Source organism: Arthrobacter sp. 1088, from assembly GCF_031455315.1.
Classification (GTDB): domain Bacteria; phylum Actinomycetota; class Actinomycetes; order Actinomycetales; family Micrococcaceae; genus Arthrobacter.
On the sequence record NZ_JAVDSM010000002.1, the window covers coordinates 195,825 to 210,292 of the forward strand.

15 protein-coding genes are annotated in these 14,468 nt (G+C 62.2%); 8 read left to right on the top strand and 7 right to left on the bottom strand.

Going from position 1 to position 14,468, the window contains the following annotated elements; translation table 11 throughout:
* Positions 1–12 precede the first annotated feature (12 nt).
* Positions 13–1,056 (bottom strand): NAD(P)-dependent alcohol dehydrogenase, encoded by a 1,044-nt coding sequence (locus J2Y41_RS03845; RefSeq protein WP_309926276.1) that lies wholly within the window; start codon positions 1,054–1,056, stop codon positions 13–15.
* A 130-nt stretch (positions 1,057–1,186) separates the two neighbouring features.
* Between J2Y41_RS03845 and J2Y41_RS03850 the strand changes: the two genes are divergently transcribed.
* From J2Y41_RS03850 to J2Y41_RS03860, 3 genes are read left to right on the top strand one after another with little or no spacing between them, the layout of a single operon-like run.
* Complete coding sequence (locus J2Y41_RS03850) at positions 1,187–2,107, top strand: helix-turn-helix transcriptional regulator (protein WP_309926278.1); 921 nt, start codon at positions 1,187–1,189, stop codon at positions 2,105–2,107.
* A gap of 21 nt (positions 2,108–2,128) precedes the next feature.
* Positions 2,129–2,533, top strand: a complete 405-nt coding sequence (locus tag J2Y41_RS03855; protein ID WP_309926280.1) for a cupin domain-containing protein — start codon at positions 2,129–2,131, stop codon at positions 2,531–2,533.
* A 52-nt stretch (positions 2,534–2,585) separates the two neighbouring features.
* Entirely contained in the window at positions 2,586–4,769 is a 2,184-nt protein-coding gene (locus tag J2Y41_RS03860; protein ID WP_309926282.1) for a DUF222 domain-containing protein, read from the top strand.
* Positions 4,770–4,867: 98 nt separating this feature from the next.
* Here J2Y41_RS03860 and J2Y41_RS03865 read toward each other — a convergent pair whose 3' ends face one another.
* The 4 genes from J2Y41_RS03865 to J2Y41_RS03880 form a co-directional block, all read right to left on the bottom strand.
* On the bottom strand, positions 4,868–6,130 hold the full coding sequence (locus tag J2Y41_RS03865; RefSeq protein ID WP_309926284.1) for an RNA polymerase sigma factor: 1,263 nt from the start codon (positions 6,128–6,130) through the stop codon (positions 4,868–4,870).
* Positions 6,131–6,202: 72 nt separating this feature from the next.
* Positions 6,203–6,622 (bottom strand): YciI family protein, encoded by a 420-nt coding sequence (locus J2Y41_RS03870; RefSeq protein ID WP_224090154.1) that lies wholly within the window; start codon positions 6,620–6,622, stop codon positions 6,203–6,205.
* Between the two features lie 214 nt (positions 6,623–6,836).
* Positions 6,837–7,394: a hypothetical protein gene (locus J2Y41_RS03875; RefSeq protein ID WP_224164319.1), complete on the bottom strand. Its 558-nt coding sequence runs from the start codon at positions 7,392–7,394 to the stop codon at positions 6,837–6,839.
* Positions 7,395–7,533: 139 nt separating this feature from the next.
* Positions 7,534–8,481: a 5'-3' exonuclease gene (locus J2Y41_RS03880; RefSeq protein ID WP_309926286.1), complete on the bottom strand. Its 948-nt coding sequence runs from the start codon at positions 8,479–8,481 to the stop codon at positions 7,534–7,536.
* A gap of 182 nt (positions 8,482–8,663) precedes the next feature.
* Here J2Y41_RS03880 and J2Y41_RS03885 point away from each other — a divergent pair, with 182 nt between their 5' ends.
* The 3 genes from J2Y41_RS03885 (at position 8,664) to J2Y41_RS03895 (ending at position 12,390) form a co-directional block, all read left to right on the top strand.
* Complete coding sequence (locus J2Y41_RS03885) at positions 8,664–10,598, top strand: FAD-binding monooxygenase (RefSeq protein ID WP_309926288.1); 1,935 nt, start codon at positions 8,664–8,666, stop codon at positions 10,596–10,598.
* Between the two features lie 129 nt (positions 10,599–10,727).
* The gene (locus tag J2Y41_RS03890; protein WP_396133456.1) at positions 10,728–11,984 is read left to right on the top strand and encodes an MFS transporter; all 1,257 of its coding nucleotides are present in this window, start codon (positions 10,728–10,730) and stop codon (positions 11,982–11,984) included.
* Between the two features lie 187 nt (positions 11,985–12,171).
* Complete coding sequence (locus tag J2Y41_RS03895) at positions 12,172–12,390, top strand: hypothetical protein (protein WP_309926292.1); 219 nt, start codon at positions 12,172–12,174, stop codon at positions 12,388–12,390.
* A 67-nt stretch (positions 12,391–12,457) separates the two neighbouring features.
* On the opposite strand, the gene J2Y41_RS03900 is transcribed toward J2Y41_RS03895, so the two are convergent.
* The gene (locus J2Y41_RS03900; RefSeq protein WP_309926293.1) at positions 12,458–12,811 is read right to left on the bottom strand and encodes a TraR/DksA C4-type zinc finger protein; all 354 of its coding nucleotides are present in this window, start codon (positions 12,809–12,811) and stop codon (positions 12,458–12,460) included.
* 86 nt (positions 12,812–12,897) lie between these two features.
* On the opposite strand from J2Y41_RS03900, the gene J2Y41_RS03905 reads away from it, so the two are divergent.
* Together J2Y41_RS03905 and J2Y41_RS03910 are read left to right on the top strand one after the other, a co-directional pair.
* Positions 12,898–13,317: a DUF1801 domain-containing protein gene (locus J2Y41_RS03905; protein ID WP_309926295.1), complete on the top strand. Its 420-nt coding sequence runs from the start codon at positions 12,898–12,900 to the stop codon at positions 13,315–13,317.
* 126 nt (positions 13,318–13,443) lie between these two features.
* Positions 13,444–13,833, top strand: a complete 390-nt coding sequence (locus J2Y41_RS03910) for a hypothetical protein (protein ID WP_224164313.1) — start codon at positions 13,444–13,446, stop codon at positions 13,831–13,833.
* On the opposite strand, the gene J2Y41_RS03915 is transcribed toward J2Y41_RS03910, so the two are convergent.
* On the bottom strand, positions 13,805–14,398 hold the full coding sequence (locus tag J2Y41_RS03915) for a dihydrofolate reductase family protein (RefSeq protein ID WP_224091001.1): 594 nt from the start codon (positions 14,396–14,398) through the stop codon (positions 13,805–13,807). The genes J2Y41_RS03910 and J2Y41_RS03915 overlap by 29 nt on opposite strands.
* Between the last annotated feature and the right edge of the window lie 70 nt (positions 14,399–14,468).

Genomic DNA, 14,468 nt, shown 5'->3' on the forward strand with positions numbered 1-14,468 from the left:
TGGGTCGGCGTGCTAGCCAATGGTGGACGCGTCGATGACGAAGCGATAACGCACATCGGAGGCAAGTACGCGCTCATAAGCATCGTTGATCTCGCTGGCGGGGATGACCTCGATCTCGGCACCGAGCCCGTGCTCGGCGCAGAAGTCCAGCATTTCCTGGGTTTCGCGGATTCCGCCAATCATGGAGCCGGCGAACCTGCGGCGCCCACCGATGAGGGCGAAAGCATTCACGGGCAGCGGCTCGGCCGGCGCGCCAACGTTCACCAGCGTGCCGTCAAGGCTCAGCAGTTGCAGGTAGGCGCTGATATCGATGGAAGCACTGACCGTGTTGATGATGAGGTCAAAGGTACCTGCCAGTTGCTCGAACGTGGCAGGATCACTGGTGGCGTAATAGTGGTCAGCGCCAAGATTGAGGCCATCTTCCATCTTCTTCAGGGACTGAGACAAAACCGTCACCTCGGCACCCATGGCGTGGGCAATCTTGACCCCCATGTGGCCCAGGCCGCCAAGGCCCACGATCGCGACCTTCTTGCCAGGGCCGGCTTCCCAGTGGTGCAGCGGGGAGAAGGTCGTGATACCTGCGCACAGCAGCGGTGCAGCGACGTCGAGATCCAGCGCTTCAGGGATGGTGACGACAAAGTCCTCGTTCACCACCACGCTGCTCGAGTAACCGCCCTGGGTGACGGTACCGTCACGGTCAATTGCTCCGTAAGTGCCCACGTTGCCGTTGAGGCAGTACTGTTCCTCGCCCGCCAAGCAGTTCCTGCACTCCTTGCACGAGTTGACCATGCAGCCAACACCAACCCGGTCGCCGACTTTGTGCTTGGTGACGTTCGGGCCAACTTCGGTAACGATGCCGGCAATCTCGTGGCCAGGGACCAGCGGGTACTGCTGGGGACCCCAATCGCCGCGCACAGTGTGGATGTCCGAGTGACAGATGCCAGCGAATTTGATGTCAATGTGCACATCGTGAGGTCCAACCCCGCGACGTTCGATGGTGGTCAGGGTCAGGTCGCCCGTGGCCGAGGGGGAAGCATAAGCGTTAGCGGAAGGCATGTTTCTCCTGCGTGATGAAGATCAGTGGATGTTTCCATCTAACCCTCTTTTCCACAATGCAAGGAGTTACTGCTGTTAGGGGTACTGACAGGGACTCCCTTGGGAGACCAAAACCCCTACCGTTGGAAACATGGACAACCGTACCGAGACGCGCGATTTCCTCTCGACACGAAGAGCGAAGATCACCCCCGAACAAGCTGGGCTTGCCGCCTATGGCGGCAACCGGCGCGTCCTGGGGCTCCGCCGAGGCGAAGTTGCCATGCTTGCCGGCGTCAGTGTTGAGTACTACACCCGCTTGGAGCGGGGGAACCTCTCAGGCGTCTCGGATAGCGTCCTCGAATCGCTCGCCAATGCCCTGCAACTGGACGACGCCGAACGGGCGCATCTCTTGGACCTCGCCCGTGCGGCCAACGACGGCGGCCGGTTGCGGCGTCGGCCGGTACGGAAACAATCCATCCGGCAGGGCGTCCAACTCACATTGGACGCAATCACCCATTCACCGGCATTCGTGCGCAATGGCCGGCTCGATATCCTCGCTACCAACGCCTTGGGCAGGGCACTGTACTCGGAAAGCTACGACAACCCTTCCGGACCACCCAACCTTGCCCGCTTCCTCTTCCTCGATCCCCGCAGCCATGACTTCTACACCGATTGGGAACGGGCCGCCAACGACACGGTGGCCATTATGCGGACCGAGGCCGGGCGGGACCCATACGACCGTGGACTCACAGACCTCGTAGGCGAGCTGTCCACCCGCAGCGAAGAATTCCGTGTGCGCTGGGCTTCGCACAACGTCCGGCAGCATTACACCGGCAAGAAACAATTCCGTCATCCGATCGTCGGGGACCTGCACATGCTCTACGAGGCGTTTGAGTTGTCCGCTGACGACGGCCTGACCATGACCATCTACAACCCGGAGCCCGGCACCGGGACTGAGGATGCCCTGCAACTGCTTGCGAGTTGGGCTGCCACCACGCTTGCCTCTGAACCTGGCACGCCTGAACCCGGCCACGACCTCCGCGCGACGAAACGCAAGGCGAACCGCAATTAATTCCGCAACGAAAAAGGAACCATGGACATTACCGCCAAAACCACAAGCACCAAGGGACCATCAGGGCTCTTCACCGGCGAAGTCTACTTCGACGTCATCGCCAAGGGAGACGAGCCCTCCCGACTGCGGGTGAACATCGTCCGCTTCGCACCGTGTGCGAGAACGGCGTGGCACACCCACGCGGCTGGACAGACGCTCTACGTGACCGACGGTGTGTGCCTGGTGCAGGCGCGCGGAGGCGAGGTGAAGGTGGCCCGTCAAGGTGACACCATCTACACACCGCCGGGCGAGTGGCACTGGCACGGTGCTGCTCCGGACCATTTCATGAGCCACCTTGCCATGTGGGAAACCACCGGAGCCTCAGACGGTTCCGAAACAACCTGGGGCGAGTTGGTATCTGATGAGGAGTATGGCTATCCCGGCTGAGCCCTTGGAGGTGCTTCCTAAAAATGTCAGACCCTGGTGAGAGGGTTTGTTCATGGGAAGCATTGGGGAAATCATGGCGCGACGGGCAGCGATGCCTGGCGTCGTGGTGCGCCCCCGGGGCCTTCCCCGAGGAAGCCACACCGGTCCTGCCAGCGGCCATGCCGGCTGTGAAAGCCCGACGGCGGCGGCTGCGGCAGGCGGCGATTCGGAGAAGCTCAGGGCCATGGCGCTGCTTCGCGGCATTGAACCGAAATCCTTCGCCACCCTTAGTGAAATGGACCGTGAAGTCGAGCGTGTTCACGGCCTGGAACCACTGCCCCGCGCCGGCCTTGAGGGCGATCCTGAAGTTGAAGTCGATCCAGGAATTAGGGTCGATCCTGAAGTCAGCCCTGTTTCCCCAGGACTGGGCGGTTCCTTGGGACTCGGGAGTCCGCTAAGACATCAGGGCGCGCCGGGGCTTGAGGATACGCTCGGGCTCGAGGATACGCTCGGACTTGGGGATGCGCTGGGACTTGGGGATGCGCTGGCGGACAGCGTTGGGGCCTTGGAAAGTCTGCGTTCCGTCACCGTGGCCGGTGCCCCGGGGTTCGGGTTTGCCGAAGCCGCAGGGTTCGCCGGGCGGGTGGAGGAGATCGCCCGCACCGTGGAATACCTGCAGGTCATCGCGGCGCACGCCGTGGAACGGACCCGCACCCGGGCCCAGCAGGCACGGCCCTCCTCCGCGGCGGGCACGGGATGGCAGACAGGCTGGACCAACCCCGCACCCACAGGACCAAACCCCGCCACCGCCACAGCCACGGCTGCAGGATCCGATACTGCTGCTGGATCCGCCGCTGTTGCTGGCTTCTCCACTGCCGGCGGATCCGCCGCCGCTGCTGGCTTCAATACTTCTGCTGGATCCGCCACCCCTGCTGGCTTCAATGCTGCTGCTGGGTTCGGTGCTGTTGCTGCGGCGGACGCTGCTGCGGTGGCCGATGATGGCTACCGCAACGCCGCGGAATTCCTGCGGGCCCGCCTGAGGATCGGCATCAGCGAAGCCCGGCGCCGGCTCGCCCTGGCCTCCCAGGTCCTCCCCGGGACCGGAATCGCCGGGCAACACATCCCGGCCCGCCGCGAAATCCTGGCCCAAGCCCTCGAATCCACGCAAATACCCACCCGGTCTGCGAGCATCATCAGCGCCGCCCTGGACAAAGTACGGCTCCTCACCGACGAGGAGACCATCACCCGGATGGAACACGCCCTCACCCGCACCGCCGCCGGGTCCGACCCCGACTTCGTCCTGAAAATGACCAAACGCTGGAACGACCTGATCGACCAGGACGGCCCGGAACCCAGCGAAGAAATCCTCCGCCAGCTCCAAGGCACCTTCATCCGCAAGCCCCGCCACGGACTGCACCACCTGGAAATCTTCGCCACCACCGAACAATACGAAACACTCACCACCGCCATGAACACCGCCACCAACCCCCGACTCACCTCCGCACACACTAATGAGCCCGAAACCAGCAACACCACCGACGAAAGCAACGACAGCGTTAACGGGAACGGGGGCGGGAACGGAGACGGCGGGAACGAACCAGCGGGTCCGGAGCTGGACCGGCGTTCCCGGGCCCAGAAACTCCTCGACGGCCTCGTCGGAGCCTGCGCCGTCGCCATGACCACAGGGATACTGCCCTCCAACGGCGGACTCCGACCCCAGCTCGCCGTCACCATCGACGAACGCGACCTCTTTCAACGACTCACGCGCACGGCCCCCACCCGGACCACAGGCACAGGGACCGGACCTGACCCGCAACACCCCCGGCTCAGCTCCGGCTCCGCCACCTTCGCCGGCCCGATCCACCCCAACACCATCCGCAAAATCGCCTGCGACGCCGACATCCTCCCCGTCCTGCTCGGAACCGACTCCCGCATCCTGGACATCGGCCGCACCACCCGGATCTTCCCACCCCACATCCGCAAAGCCATCACCGCCCGGGACCAAGGCTGCGCGTTCCCCGACTGCACCATGCCCGCCCCCTGGTGCGAAGCCCACCACATCACCTACTGGTCACACGGCGGCACCACGTCAACCGACAACGGCACCCTGCTCTGCAGCCACCACCACCACCTCATCCACAAAGAACAATGGACCATCACCACCACCACCGGCGTACCCTGGTTCACCCCACCCCCACACATCGACCCCCACCAAACACCACGACGCAACCACCACCACACACCCCTCAGAACATAAGAGAGCCTCCGAACATGAAGAGTGCCCGGCTATAAAAATGCCCGGCTATAAAAGTGCCCGGCGCACATCGAGGGGCTAGCATGCACCCGTTTGAGCGCTTACTGGCGTTGTCCGGGTTGCAAGTCCTTGATTTTTCGCTCAAGGACCACGCGTTCGGCGCCGCTGGAGCACAGTTCAAGAGCTTGGTGAAATGCATCCCTCGCTTCTTCATCGTGTCCAAGCCGCCACAGCAGCTCGCCTCTTACCGCCGGCAAGAGATGCGAGCCCTTGAGTTCACCCGTGCGATCCAATTCGTCAACGAGGTCCAGCGCGGCGGCAGGGCCGGAAGCCATGGACACGGCGACGGCACGGTTCAAATCGATGATGGGCGACGGCGTGAGTCGGCCGAGCGCCTCGTACAGAACCACGATTCGATCCCAGTCCGTCTCCTCCACTGAGTGCGCCACAGCGTGGCATTCGGCGATGGAAGCCTGCAGCCCGTAGGCGCCGAGCCCACGGCCGGAACCAGCCGCCGTCGAAAGTGCTGCGCGTCCGCGCCGGATTGCTGACTGATCCCATCGACGTCGGTCCTGGTTTTCCAGCAGGATTGGCTGGCCATCCGCGTTGAGCCTCGCCGGGAACCGCGCCGCTGTGAGTTCCATGAGTGCAAGCAACCCGAATGCTTCGGGCTCCGGTGCCACGCGGACCAGCACTCGGGCAAGTCGACGTGCTTCACTGGCCAGCTCGGTCCGCATCCAGTTTTCTCCTCCGGAAGCGTAGGCTCCTTCGTTGAAGATCAGATAGACGACATTCAGTACCGAACCAAGCCGCTCAGGGACCTGATCGGCTTCGGGCAGTGCGAAGGGGACGCGCGCAGCAGCGAGCGTCTTCTTGGCCCGGGTGATGCGCGCCTGGATGGTTGGCACCGGGACCAGGAATGCCTTGGCGATCTCTTCCGTGGTCATGCCGCCCACAACGCGAAGAGTCATGGCTATCCGGGCTTCCCTGGACACCACGGGGTGGCAGGAAATGAACATCAGGGCCAGGACGTCGTCGTCTATGGCTTGGGGGTTGAACAGCGCATCCACGCCCGCTTCTTCCTCTGTGAGGTCGCGTGCCAGCAACGCGTACTTGTCGTCCAGGGCGGCCCGCCGCCGGAAAGTATCGATGGCACGACGGCGACCCGCTGTGAGGAGCCATCCCACGGGATTGGCAGGTGCGCCGTTGACAGACCATGACACGAGGGCCTCTGCGAGTGCTTCCTGTGCGAGGTCCTCTGCCAGTGGAAAGTCTCCGGTATAACGGGCAAGGGCGCCGACAATACGGGCGGATTCGCTGCGCCACACCGCTTCGACGGCGGCCCTTGCCTCGTTACTGCTCATGCCAGTTACTGCTCACGTCAGGTGCTTCTCACGTCAGTTACTGAGTGCTGCCCAAAGCAGTGCCCGTCCGGTCTAGAGCTGTCCGGTCTGTTCGCGCCAAGCCCGCTCCTTTTGGATCCATTCGTTGTCCTGGGGGAATTCGTCGATGCTGGTTACCCGCCGGATCTCCGTCTTGGTGCCCGCGGTCATCGGCGCACGCTTGGCCCACTCGACGGCTTCCTGCTTGGACGCAACATCAAGGATGTAGTAACCGGCAAACAGTTCCTTCGTTTCACCGTACGGACCATCAGTGACCACCGGGGTGTCGCCGGTGAAGTCGACCACGACGCTTTCCTTTGCATCGTCCAGTCCTTCTGCAGCCAGAAGCACCCCGGCGCGAATCAGTTCATCATTGAACTTGCCCATGGCTTCGAGGATTTCGTTGAAGTCAATGTTCTCGAATTTGGCGAACGATTCGTCGGTTGCCCGCATGATCAGCATGTACTTGGCCATTGCACTCAATCTCCTGTGTTGTGGAAGGTCGCCCTTCGACCTTCTCATTCATGGGTCGAACAGTGCGAGGCAAAATCGACAACCTCTCAAAAGAATTTTCCTGGTTCTTCCGGAAGCTCTATGGCCTCAACGATAAGGATCCCCTGGAGCTGTCCAGGGGATCCTTATTGGTTCCGAGCATCGCGTCGTGGTTACTCCTGCCCGGGGCAGCGCCTTAGTGGCCGCCGCCTCCGATGACTCCAGCTTCAACAGCTTTGGTCACGGCATCCGCTTCAGCCTGTGTGAGCTTGCCGTCCGCCACGGCCTTGTCCAGCCGGGTCTTGAGGGCAGCGGCTCGCTCCTGCTGGGCGGCAGCGCGGATTTCCTCCAAGGCGGTAGTGACCTTGGATTCGTCAATGCCCAGGGCTGCGGCCAGGGACTTGGCCAAGGCTGCTTCCTGCGCCGCCCGGTCCGGCTTGGTTCCTTCGGTGCCTTGGGTTGGTGGCGTGGTGGGCTTGTTCGCTTCTCTGAAGGCCTTTAATGCGTCGGTGACTTTGGCTTCGTCCACTCCCAACTTGGCGGCAAGGTCCGCTGCGAGCTGGCCGCGGTCCGGACCGTGGCCTCCGGGCCTTCCGTGGCCCTGCCCGGGCGTTGTGGCATCGGCTGACGACGTTGCGCTCGGTGTAGGCGTCGGCGTCGTGGTGGCTGAAGCAACACTGGTGACACCCAGCCCTGCGCCCAGCGCCAACGCTCCGGCTGTGATGCCCAGCGTGATTCTCTTGGTCTTTGACATGGTGCCTCTCCTCAATCCGCCGTCAATTTAACGGTGCTGAGCCGTCCGAACGGCTGGTAACTTCCAGACGATCTGTAAACATCGTCCTGTTACTACAGTGAGGCGATCACCCAAGCCCACGCTGTTCTGAAGCTGTCAATCAGCTGTGAAGGTGTGGTTGGGTGTCCAAGGCCGCAAGCAATCGTTTGACTGAACCGCCCAGGTTCCACTCGTTGGCCAAGCGCTCAAGCTCAGCGCGTGCCTCGCCGGTCACGGGACGCAGTTGGGCGCCTGCCTCCTCAAGTGAGGGCACCTTCAGGTCGCGAACCACATTGACGACGGCGGGAGCTACTTTAAGGTATCCGGCCGCTGCGGAAAGCTTGGCGCGTACGGAACTGGAGAGTCCGCCGTCGGGATCCTCTGCTGCCTCCAGGAGGCCCTCAAGGGAGCCGTATTCCGCGAGCAGGGACGCGGCCGTTTTCTCGCCGATACCGGCAACGCCCGGCAGGCCATCGGATGAATCGCCGCGCAGTGTGGCGTAGTCCGCGTATTGTTGCGGCAGCACGCGGTACTTGCCAACGACGACGACGTCGGTGACCACTTCCAGGTTCTTCATGCCACGAGCGGTGTAAATGACGCGGACTTCCCGATCATCGTCGACGAGTTGGAAAAGGTCCCGATCACCCGTGACCACATCGGTGGGCAGCTGCGCCTGGCTGGCGTATGTTCCTACGACATCGTCGGCTTCATGGTCATCGATGCCCACCACAGCAATACCCGCAAGGTCCAGCACGTGGCGGATCAGCGGGATCTGCGCTTCGAGAGGATCGGGGACGATTTCGACGTCGGGGCCCACCGGCACGATTTCGGCCACCCTGTGGGCCTTGTAGCTGGGGATGAGCTCAACACGCCATTTCGGGCGCCAGTCATTGTCCCAGCAGGCGACCACGTGGGTCGCTTCATACTCCGTGGTGAGGCGGGCAATCATGTCCATCAGGCCGCGGACGGCGTTGACGGGTGTGCCGTCGGAGCGGCGGATGGAGTCCGGAACACCGTAAAAGGCGCGGAAGTACAAGGAGGCAGTGTCCAGGAGCATGAGTCGAGGCATATCTGATCCTGACACGTCCTGGCCGGAATCACCGTGAACCTACGCAAAGCCTCGTCGGCGGGCTACGTAAAGACTTGATCCTCACTGTGAGCCGCATTACGATTGGGTGAGCGATAATAGAACAAGGTGTTCAACTATAGAACACAATAAGAATTCAACCCACAAAGAAGTGAGGAAAGCCCGTGCAGTTCCACCACCACGGTTACGTATCCGGTGACCCTCGGGTCGAGCCAGCCGCCGGCGTCGGAATCAACCGCCCGGCCGAGCTTCCCGATGAAGTCGACGTTCTCATCGTCGGTACAGGCCCTGCAGGGATGCTGGCGGCCGCGCAACTGGCTCAGTTCCCGGATATCACGACGCGTATCATCGAGCGGCGCCCCGGTCGTCTGGCCATCGGCCAAGCCGACGGCATCCAGGCCCGCAGCGTGGAGACCTTCCAAGCGTTCGGGTTCGCCGAACGCATCACGGCTGAGGCCTACCGCATCACCGAAATGGCGTTCTGGAAGCCGGACCCCGCCGACCACTCGCGCATCGTCCGCGCGGCCCGCACAGTGGATGACCCCACCGGCATCAGCGAATTCCCGCACCTGATCGTGAACCAGGCCCGCGTGCTGGACTACTTCGCGGAGTTCATGGCCAACTCCCCCACCCGCATGAAGCCTGACTACGGCTACGAGTTCCGCAGTCTCCAGGTCACTGGTGTCGGTGACTACCCGGTCACCGTCACCCTTGGGCACACCGCGGGGCCGGACGAAGGCCAGGAGCGCACTATCCGGGCCAAGTACGTCGTTGGTGCCGATGGTGCCCGCAGCAAGGTCCGCGAGTCCATCGGGTGCCATCTCGCAGGTGACCAGGCCAACCATGCCTGGGGTGTCATGGACGTTCTGGCCGTCACCGACTTCCCGGATATCCGCACCAAATGCGCTATCCAGTCCGGCGCGGGCGGCAGCATCCTGCTGATCCCCCGCGAGGGCGGGCACTTGTTCCGCATGTATGTGGACCTTGGTGAGGTTAAGCCTGAGGATCACGGCGCTGTGCGGAAGACGACCATCGAGCAGATCATCCAGAAGGCCAACGACATCCTGCACCCCTACACGCTGGATGTCCGCAACGTCGCCTGGCACAGTGTTTATGAGGTGGGGCACCGGCTCACGGACAGGTTCGACGACGTCCTGCCGGAGGAACGCGGGACGCGGACGCCGAGGGTGTTCATCACCGGCGATGCCTGCCACACGCACAGCGCAAAGGCCGGCCAGGGAATGAACGTTTCCATGCAGGACGGCTTCAACATCGGCTGGAAACTCGCGCATGTCCTGGAAGGCCGAAGCCCTGAGAGCCTCCTGGACACGTACTCCGCTGAGCGTCAGGTGGTGGCCAAGAACCTGATCGACTTCGACAAGCAGTGGTCCACCTTGATGGCCAAGAAACCCGAAGAGTTCGAAGACCCCACAGAGCTTGAAAACTTCTACACAAGTACGGCCGAGTTCCCTGCCGGTTTCATGACCCAGTACGCTCCGTCCATGCTTGTTGCCGAGCCCACGCACCAGGAACTCGCCACGGGCTTCCCCATCGGCAAGCGCTTCAAGTCGGCCCCGGTCCTGCGGGTCTGCGACACGAACCCGATGCACCTGGGCCACCACGCCAAGGCAGACGGCCGCTGGCGGATCTACGTCTTCGCCGATGCCGCGCAGGCCGGCGCCCCGGGCCCTGTCGCGGACTTCGCCGAGTGGATCGCGAACTCGCCGGACTCGCCGCTGGCGGCCACGCCGTCGGACGCTGACCGCGACGCCTGGTTCGATGTGAAGGTGATCTACCAGCAGGACCACACCAACGTAGACATCAACGCCGTCCCCGCAGCGTTCAAACCCACCGTTGGACCATTCAAGCTCACCTACCTCGAGAAGGTCTTCGGCACGGACCCGGCAGCAGACATCTTTGAGCTGCGCGGACTCAGCCGCGACGGCGTGGTGGTAGTCGTCCGCCCGGACCAATACGTCGCCAACGTACTCCCCCTGACCGCGACGGAGGAACTCGGTGCGTTCTTTGCCACCGTGCATTCCGGGGAGCGGGAAAAGTCGAACACAACGGACGCCGATCTGGTCAGCCACCAGGCGTAGGGATGGATGCAACTGCCGGGGGCCGGCCCAGGCTCCCGGCAGCGAAACCTTCCCCGGGATCTGGCGGAGGCCGGGCAAGCGGACGAGAATGAGCGTGTGGTCACACCTGCCAGCGCTGGCGGCGACACCCTGAACGACGCCGCCAGAAAGATTCAACGTGTCTATCTCACGCTGACGCTGGGCAACACGGTGGCAGCTTCCTTCATCTGGGGTATCAACACGCTTTTCCTGCTTGATGCAGGCTTGAGCAACCTCGAGGCCTTCGCTGCCAACGCTTTCTTCACAGCGGGGATGGTCCTTTTCGAGGTACCTACCGGCGTCATCGCGGACGGCTGGGGTCGCCGTACTTCTTTCCTGCTTGGCACGATCACGTTGGCGGCCTCTACATACTTGTACTTTGTGCTGTGGCAGATCTCCGCACCGTTTTGGATGTGGGCCGTTGTCTCGGTGCTCCTTGGCCTCGGGTTCACGTTCTTCTCCGGAGCTGTGGAGGCCTGGCTTGTGGACGCCTTGCGCTTCTCAGGCTACGAAGGCGGTCTTGAAACCGTTCTGGGCCGCGGCCAGATGGTGCAGGGTGTGGCTATGCTGCTGGGTTCGGTGGCAGGTGGGGTGATCGCCCAAGCCACCAACCTTGGTGTGCCGTTCCTCTTACGGGTTTTCGTTCTGGTTGCCATGTTCGCCGTGGCGTTTGGGTTAATGCACGACGTCGGATTCTCACCTGAGCGGTCCACGCACCCCCTCCGTGCCACCCGCGCAGTGCTCACTGCCTCGATCGAGAACGGTCTGAAAAACCCGCCGGTCCGGTACGTCATGCTTGCCGCTCCCTTTAGTGCCGGCGTCGGGATCTATGTTTTCTACGCCCTGCAGCCATACCTCCTGGACCTGTTTGGCGACCCCCATGCCTATTCCATTGCGGGCCTCGCCGCTGCAATTGTGGCTGGCTCGCAAATCCTGGGCGGTTGGCTTGCCCCGCATGCCCGGCGCTTGTTCCATAAACGAACCTCGGTGATGATCCTGGGCGGTCTGGTGGGATTCGTGATCTTGCTGGTCCTCGGTTTCACCCGTGTCTTTTGGGTGGCACTGGTGCTGCTGGCACTGTGGGCTGTGGTTGGCTCTGCGGCAACTCCGGTCCGGCAGGCGTACGTCAATGACATGATCCCCTCGAAGCAGCGCGCCACAGTGCTGAGCTTCGATTCGCTCATGGGATCCAGCGGCGGTGTGGTGATACAGCCACTCCTTGGCCGTGGGGCTGACCTTTACGGCTACCCGGCGTCGCTGGCAATGGCGGGCATTATTGAGCTCATTTCGGTGCCGTTCCTGCTGGCGAGCCGAAGGCAGGGGGCATCCGCAGACCGTGCCAACACCGAAGCCGTTCAGTCACCTTGAGCCGGCAGCGAGGGATTGTCGGCAATCTTCCGGTCAGGGGAAGGTGAATGAGGCGGCAAGTCCGTCGGCATGACACAGTGGGACTCACTCCATGAACGTGTTTAAACGCAAATGTGGTGAAACCAGATACTGAAAGCGTGGACAAACAATGATTTCCCTAAGGCAGGATTCCCAAGGCTTCATCCGGATGAGCAGGCATTTTCCCGCCAGCGCCTCTGTGTCCGTCACGTTTGCCGACGGCACCCGGAAGGTTTTCCCGGGCAAGCGGCTCAACGAGATCTTTGACGACGCTTTGGCCGCGTTCCGGGCGGGAAACAACCTGGACGCCAAGGGCTTCGACCGCGGACCAAAAAAGAAGGTCCAGCAGGGCATCGCGTTCGTGCCCATCAGACCTGACATGGCGTGAAGCCTGCCTGGCTGGTCTCTACCCGTCGGGTTTTCCTGTTTGCCTGGATTTCCTGTTTGTCCGGGTTCTAATGCTTGCCTGAGGCGTGATTGACGCAATAGGGCGTCCACGGCCTCGCTTCGAGCCGGCCTTCCGGAATGGCGACACCACAAACCGCACATATGCCGTAAGTTCCATCGGAAATCCGCTGCAACGCGGCCTCAATCTGCTCAAGGCCCACACGGCTCTGGTCAAGCAGCGCGGAGGCCTGTGAGAGCTCAAAGGCGATGGTGGTGCCTTCAGGATCATGCTCGTCGTCGACGTTCGAGTCCTGGCGGGCGAGGCTGACCGATGTGATGTCACTGCGCAGCGCCTTCAGCAGGGCAAGCTTCCGGCCCCGCTCCTCCTCCAGCAGAACCCGGAACCGCTCGACGTCGACCATGTGAGCAAGCCTACCCATCGCCCCGCCCGCGGTCTGGGCAAGATCCAGTCTGGACAAGCTGTGGGGCGTAGTGCCCTAATAACGTGATGGGGAACTACTCGCACAATCCCGGAGTCGATAGTTACATAGACGCCCTCCCGGACTGGCAACAAACACTTTGTGAGGAACTGCGTGACGTGATCCACGAGGCCGAACCGGACATCGTGGAGACAATCAAAAGACGGGTTCAGCCCTACTTTGTCCTGGATGGAAACGTCTGTGCATTGCTCGGGGCCAGGAACCACGTGAACCTCTTTCTCTATGATGGCGCTATCGTTCCTGACCCTGCCGGGATCATCACAGCAGGGCACGATAACAAGACCGGCCGAATGATCAGCTTTTACATCAACGACGATGTACCTACCGCACCCCTCATCGCTATGCTGCGACAGATCGCCGCCAACAATCGCGCAGGCGGGTGGCGGAAAATCAAAGCAGGTTTGCAAGAGACTTCCGGCCCAGCGTGAGCGCCGGCCTTCATCGCGCGGCGGCCGGGAATCATGCGGAACAACGGCCCGTTATGTCTACAACGGCCATCTCTACAACGGCCGTTTCCGCCGTACACATAACGACAGGAAGTTTGGGGACTGACCATGACGTTGAACGAAACGATTGCCCGGCTCCGGGCGGCCCACCTCATGGTCCGTGACGCCAAGGAGTGGGACGAACTGTCCGTGAATCTGTGGACGGCATACCAGGCCAACGATGAAGAACTCGTTGAGCAGTTGCGGCCGCCGTTCCTGCAGTCGTGGCGGACCGTCACGCGGTACGTGCTCCGGGACACCTTCGACGCAGCCGGCATCTCGGTCGGCGAACCATCGCATCCATGGGGAATCGCTACGCTCACCGCCAATGGAACCACCAGCGAACCACTCCTCTGCCCCGCTGAAGGATTCCAGCTGCTCACGTTTGCCGAAATAATGTCCGGCTATTCGGATTCGCTGGAGCCTCTTTTCACGGCTGCCGGACAGGCGGACCGCTGATCAGCGTGGGTATGTACTCCAGCAACTGCAGCTGACCATCGAAGGTCCTGCTGTTCACCATTTGAAGCGAAACATCAGGATAGCCGTCATAGATCCGTTCCCTGCCAGTGCGGCCAGTGATCACCGGAAAAACGACGATCCTGTATCGGTCCACAAGTCCGGCACTCAACAAAGAGCGGCAAAGGCTGAGGCTTCCCAGTGTGGTCAGGGTGCCGGTCCGGGTCCGCTTCAGCTCTTTGACAGCTTCCACAGCATCCCCGCTTACCAGCTCGGAATTCGGCCAAGCCAGGGGTTCCTGGAGTGTGGACGAGAAGACGACCTTCGGCAGGGCCGCCAGCCCTGTCAAGGCCTCTCCCTCTTCCTTGGAGAACCCGGAGTCTTCGCCTGCGGCCTGTTCCGACATGCTTGACATCACCCGATAGGTGTTGGCCCCCATCAGCGTTGTGAAATCCTTCTTCCCTTCTTCCTCAAGCCAGGCAAGGTATTCCGGGGATTCAAGTCCCCACCAACCGGGCCACCCCTCCGCTGAGGCATACCCATCCAGGGAAATGATCAAATCCACCATCAACTGCGCTGATGTCGCTTCTGTAGTTGGCTCGCCCACGGCTGCTCCTCACGGGATTTCAGGTTGTGCC

Bases quoted from the DNA above. Each gene is read 5' to 3' on its own strand.
- J2Y41_RS03845 (WP_309926276.1), bottom strand. From the start codon at position 1,056: ATGCCTTCCGCTAACGCTTATGCTTCCCCCTCGGCCACGGGCGACCTG.
- J2Y41_RS03850 (WP_309926278.1), top strand. From the start codon at position 1,187: ATGGACAACCGTACCGAGACGCGCGATTTCCTCTCGACACGAAGAGCG.
- J2Y41_RS03855 (WP_309926280.1), top strand. From the start codon at position 2,129: ATGGACATTACCGCCAAAACCACAAGCACCAAGGGACCATCAGGGCTC.
- J2Y41_RS03860 (WP_309926282.1), top strand. From the start codon at position 2,586: ATGGGAAGCATTGGGGAAATCATGGCGCGACGGGCAGCGATGCCTGGC.
- J2Y41_RS03865 (WP_309926284.1), bottom strand. From the start codon at position 6,130: ATGAGCAGTAACGAGGCAAGGGCCGCCGTCGAAGCGGTGTGGCGCAGC.
- J2Y41_RS03870 (WP_224090154.1), bottom strand. From the start codon at position 6,622: ATGGCCAAGTACATGCTGATCATGCGGGCAACCGACGAATCGTTCGCC.
- J2Y41_RS03875 (WP_224164319.1), bottom strand. From the start codon at position 7,394: ATGTCAAAGACCAAGAGAATCACGCTGGGCATCACAGCCGGAGCGTTG.
- J2Y41_RS03880 (WP_309926286.1), bottom strand. From the start codon at position 8,481: ATGCCTCGACTCATGCTCCTGGACACTGCCTCCTTGTACTTCCGCGCC.
- J2Y41_RS03895 (WP_309926292.1), top strand. From the start codon at position 12,172: ATGAGCAGGCATTTTCCCGCCAGCGCCTCTGTGTCCGTCACGTTTGCC.
- J2Y41_RS03900 (WP_309926293.1), bottom strand. From the start codon at position 12,811: ATGGTCGACGTCGAGCGGTTCCGGGTTCTGCTGGAGGAGGAGCGGGGC.
- J2Y41_RS03905 (WP_309926295.1), top strand. From the start codon at position 12,898: ATGGGGAACTACTCGCACAATCCCGGAGTCGATAGTTACATAGACGCC.
- J2Y41_RS03910 (WP_224164313.1), top strand. From the start codon at position 13,444: ATGACGTTGAACGAAACGATTGCCCGGCTCCGGGCGGCCCACCTCATG.
- J2Y41_RS03915 (WP_224091001.1), bottom strand. From the start codon at position 14,398: ATGGTGGATTTGATCATTTCCCTGGATGGGTATGCCTCAGCGGAGGGG.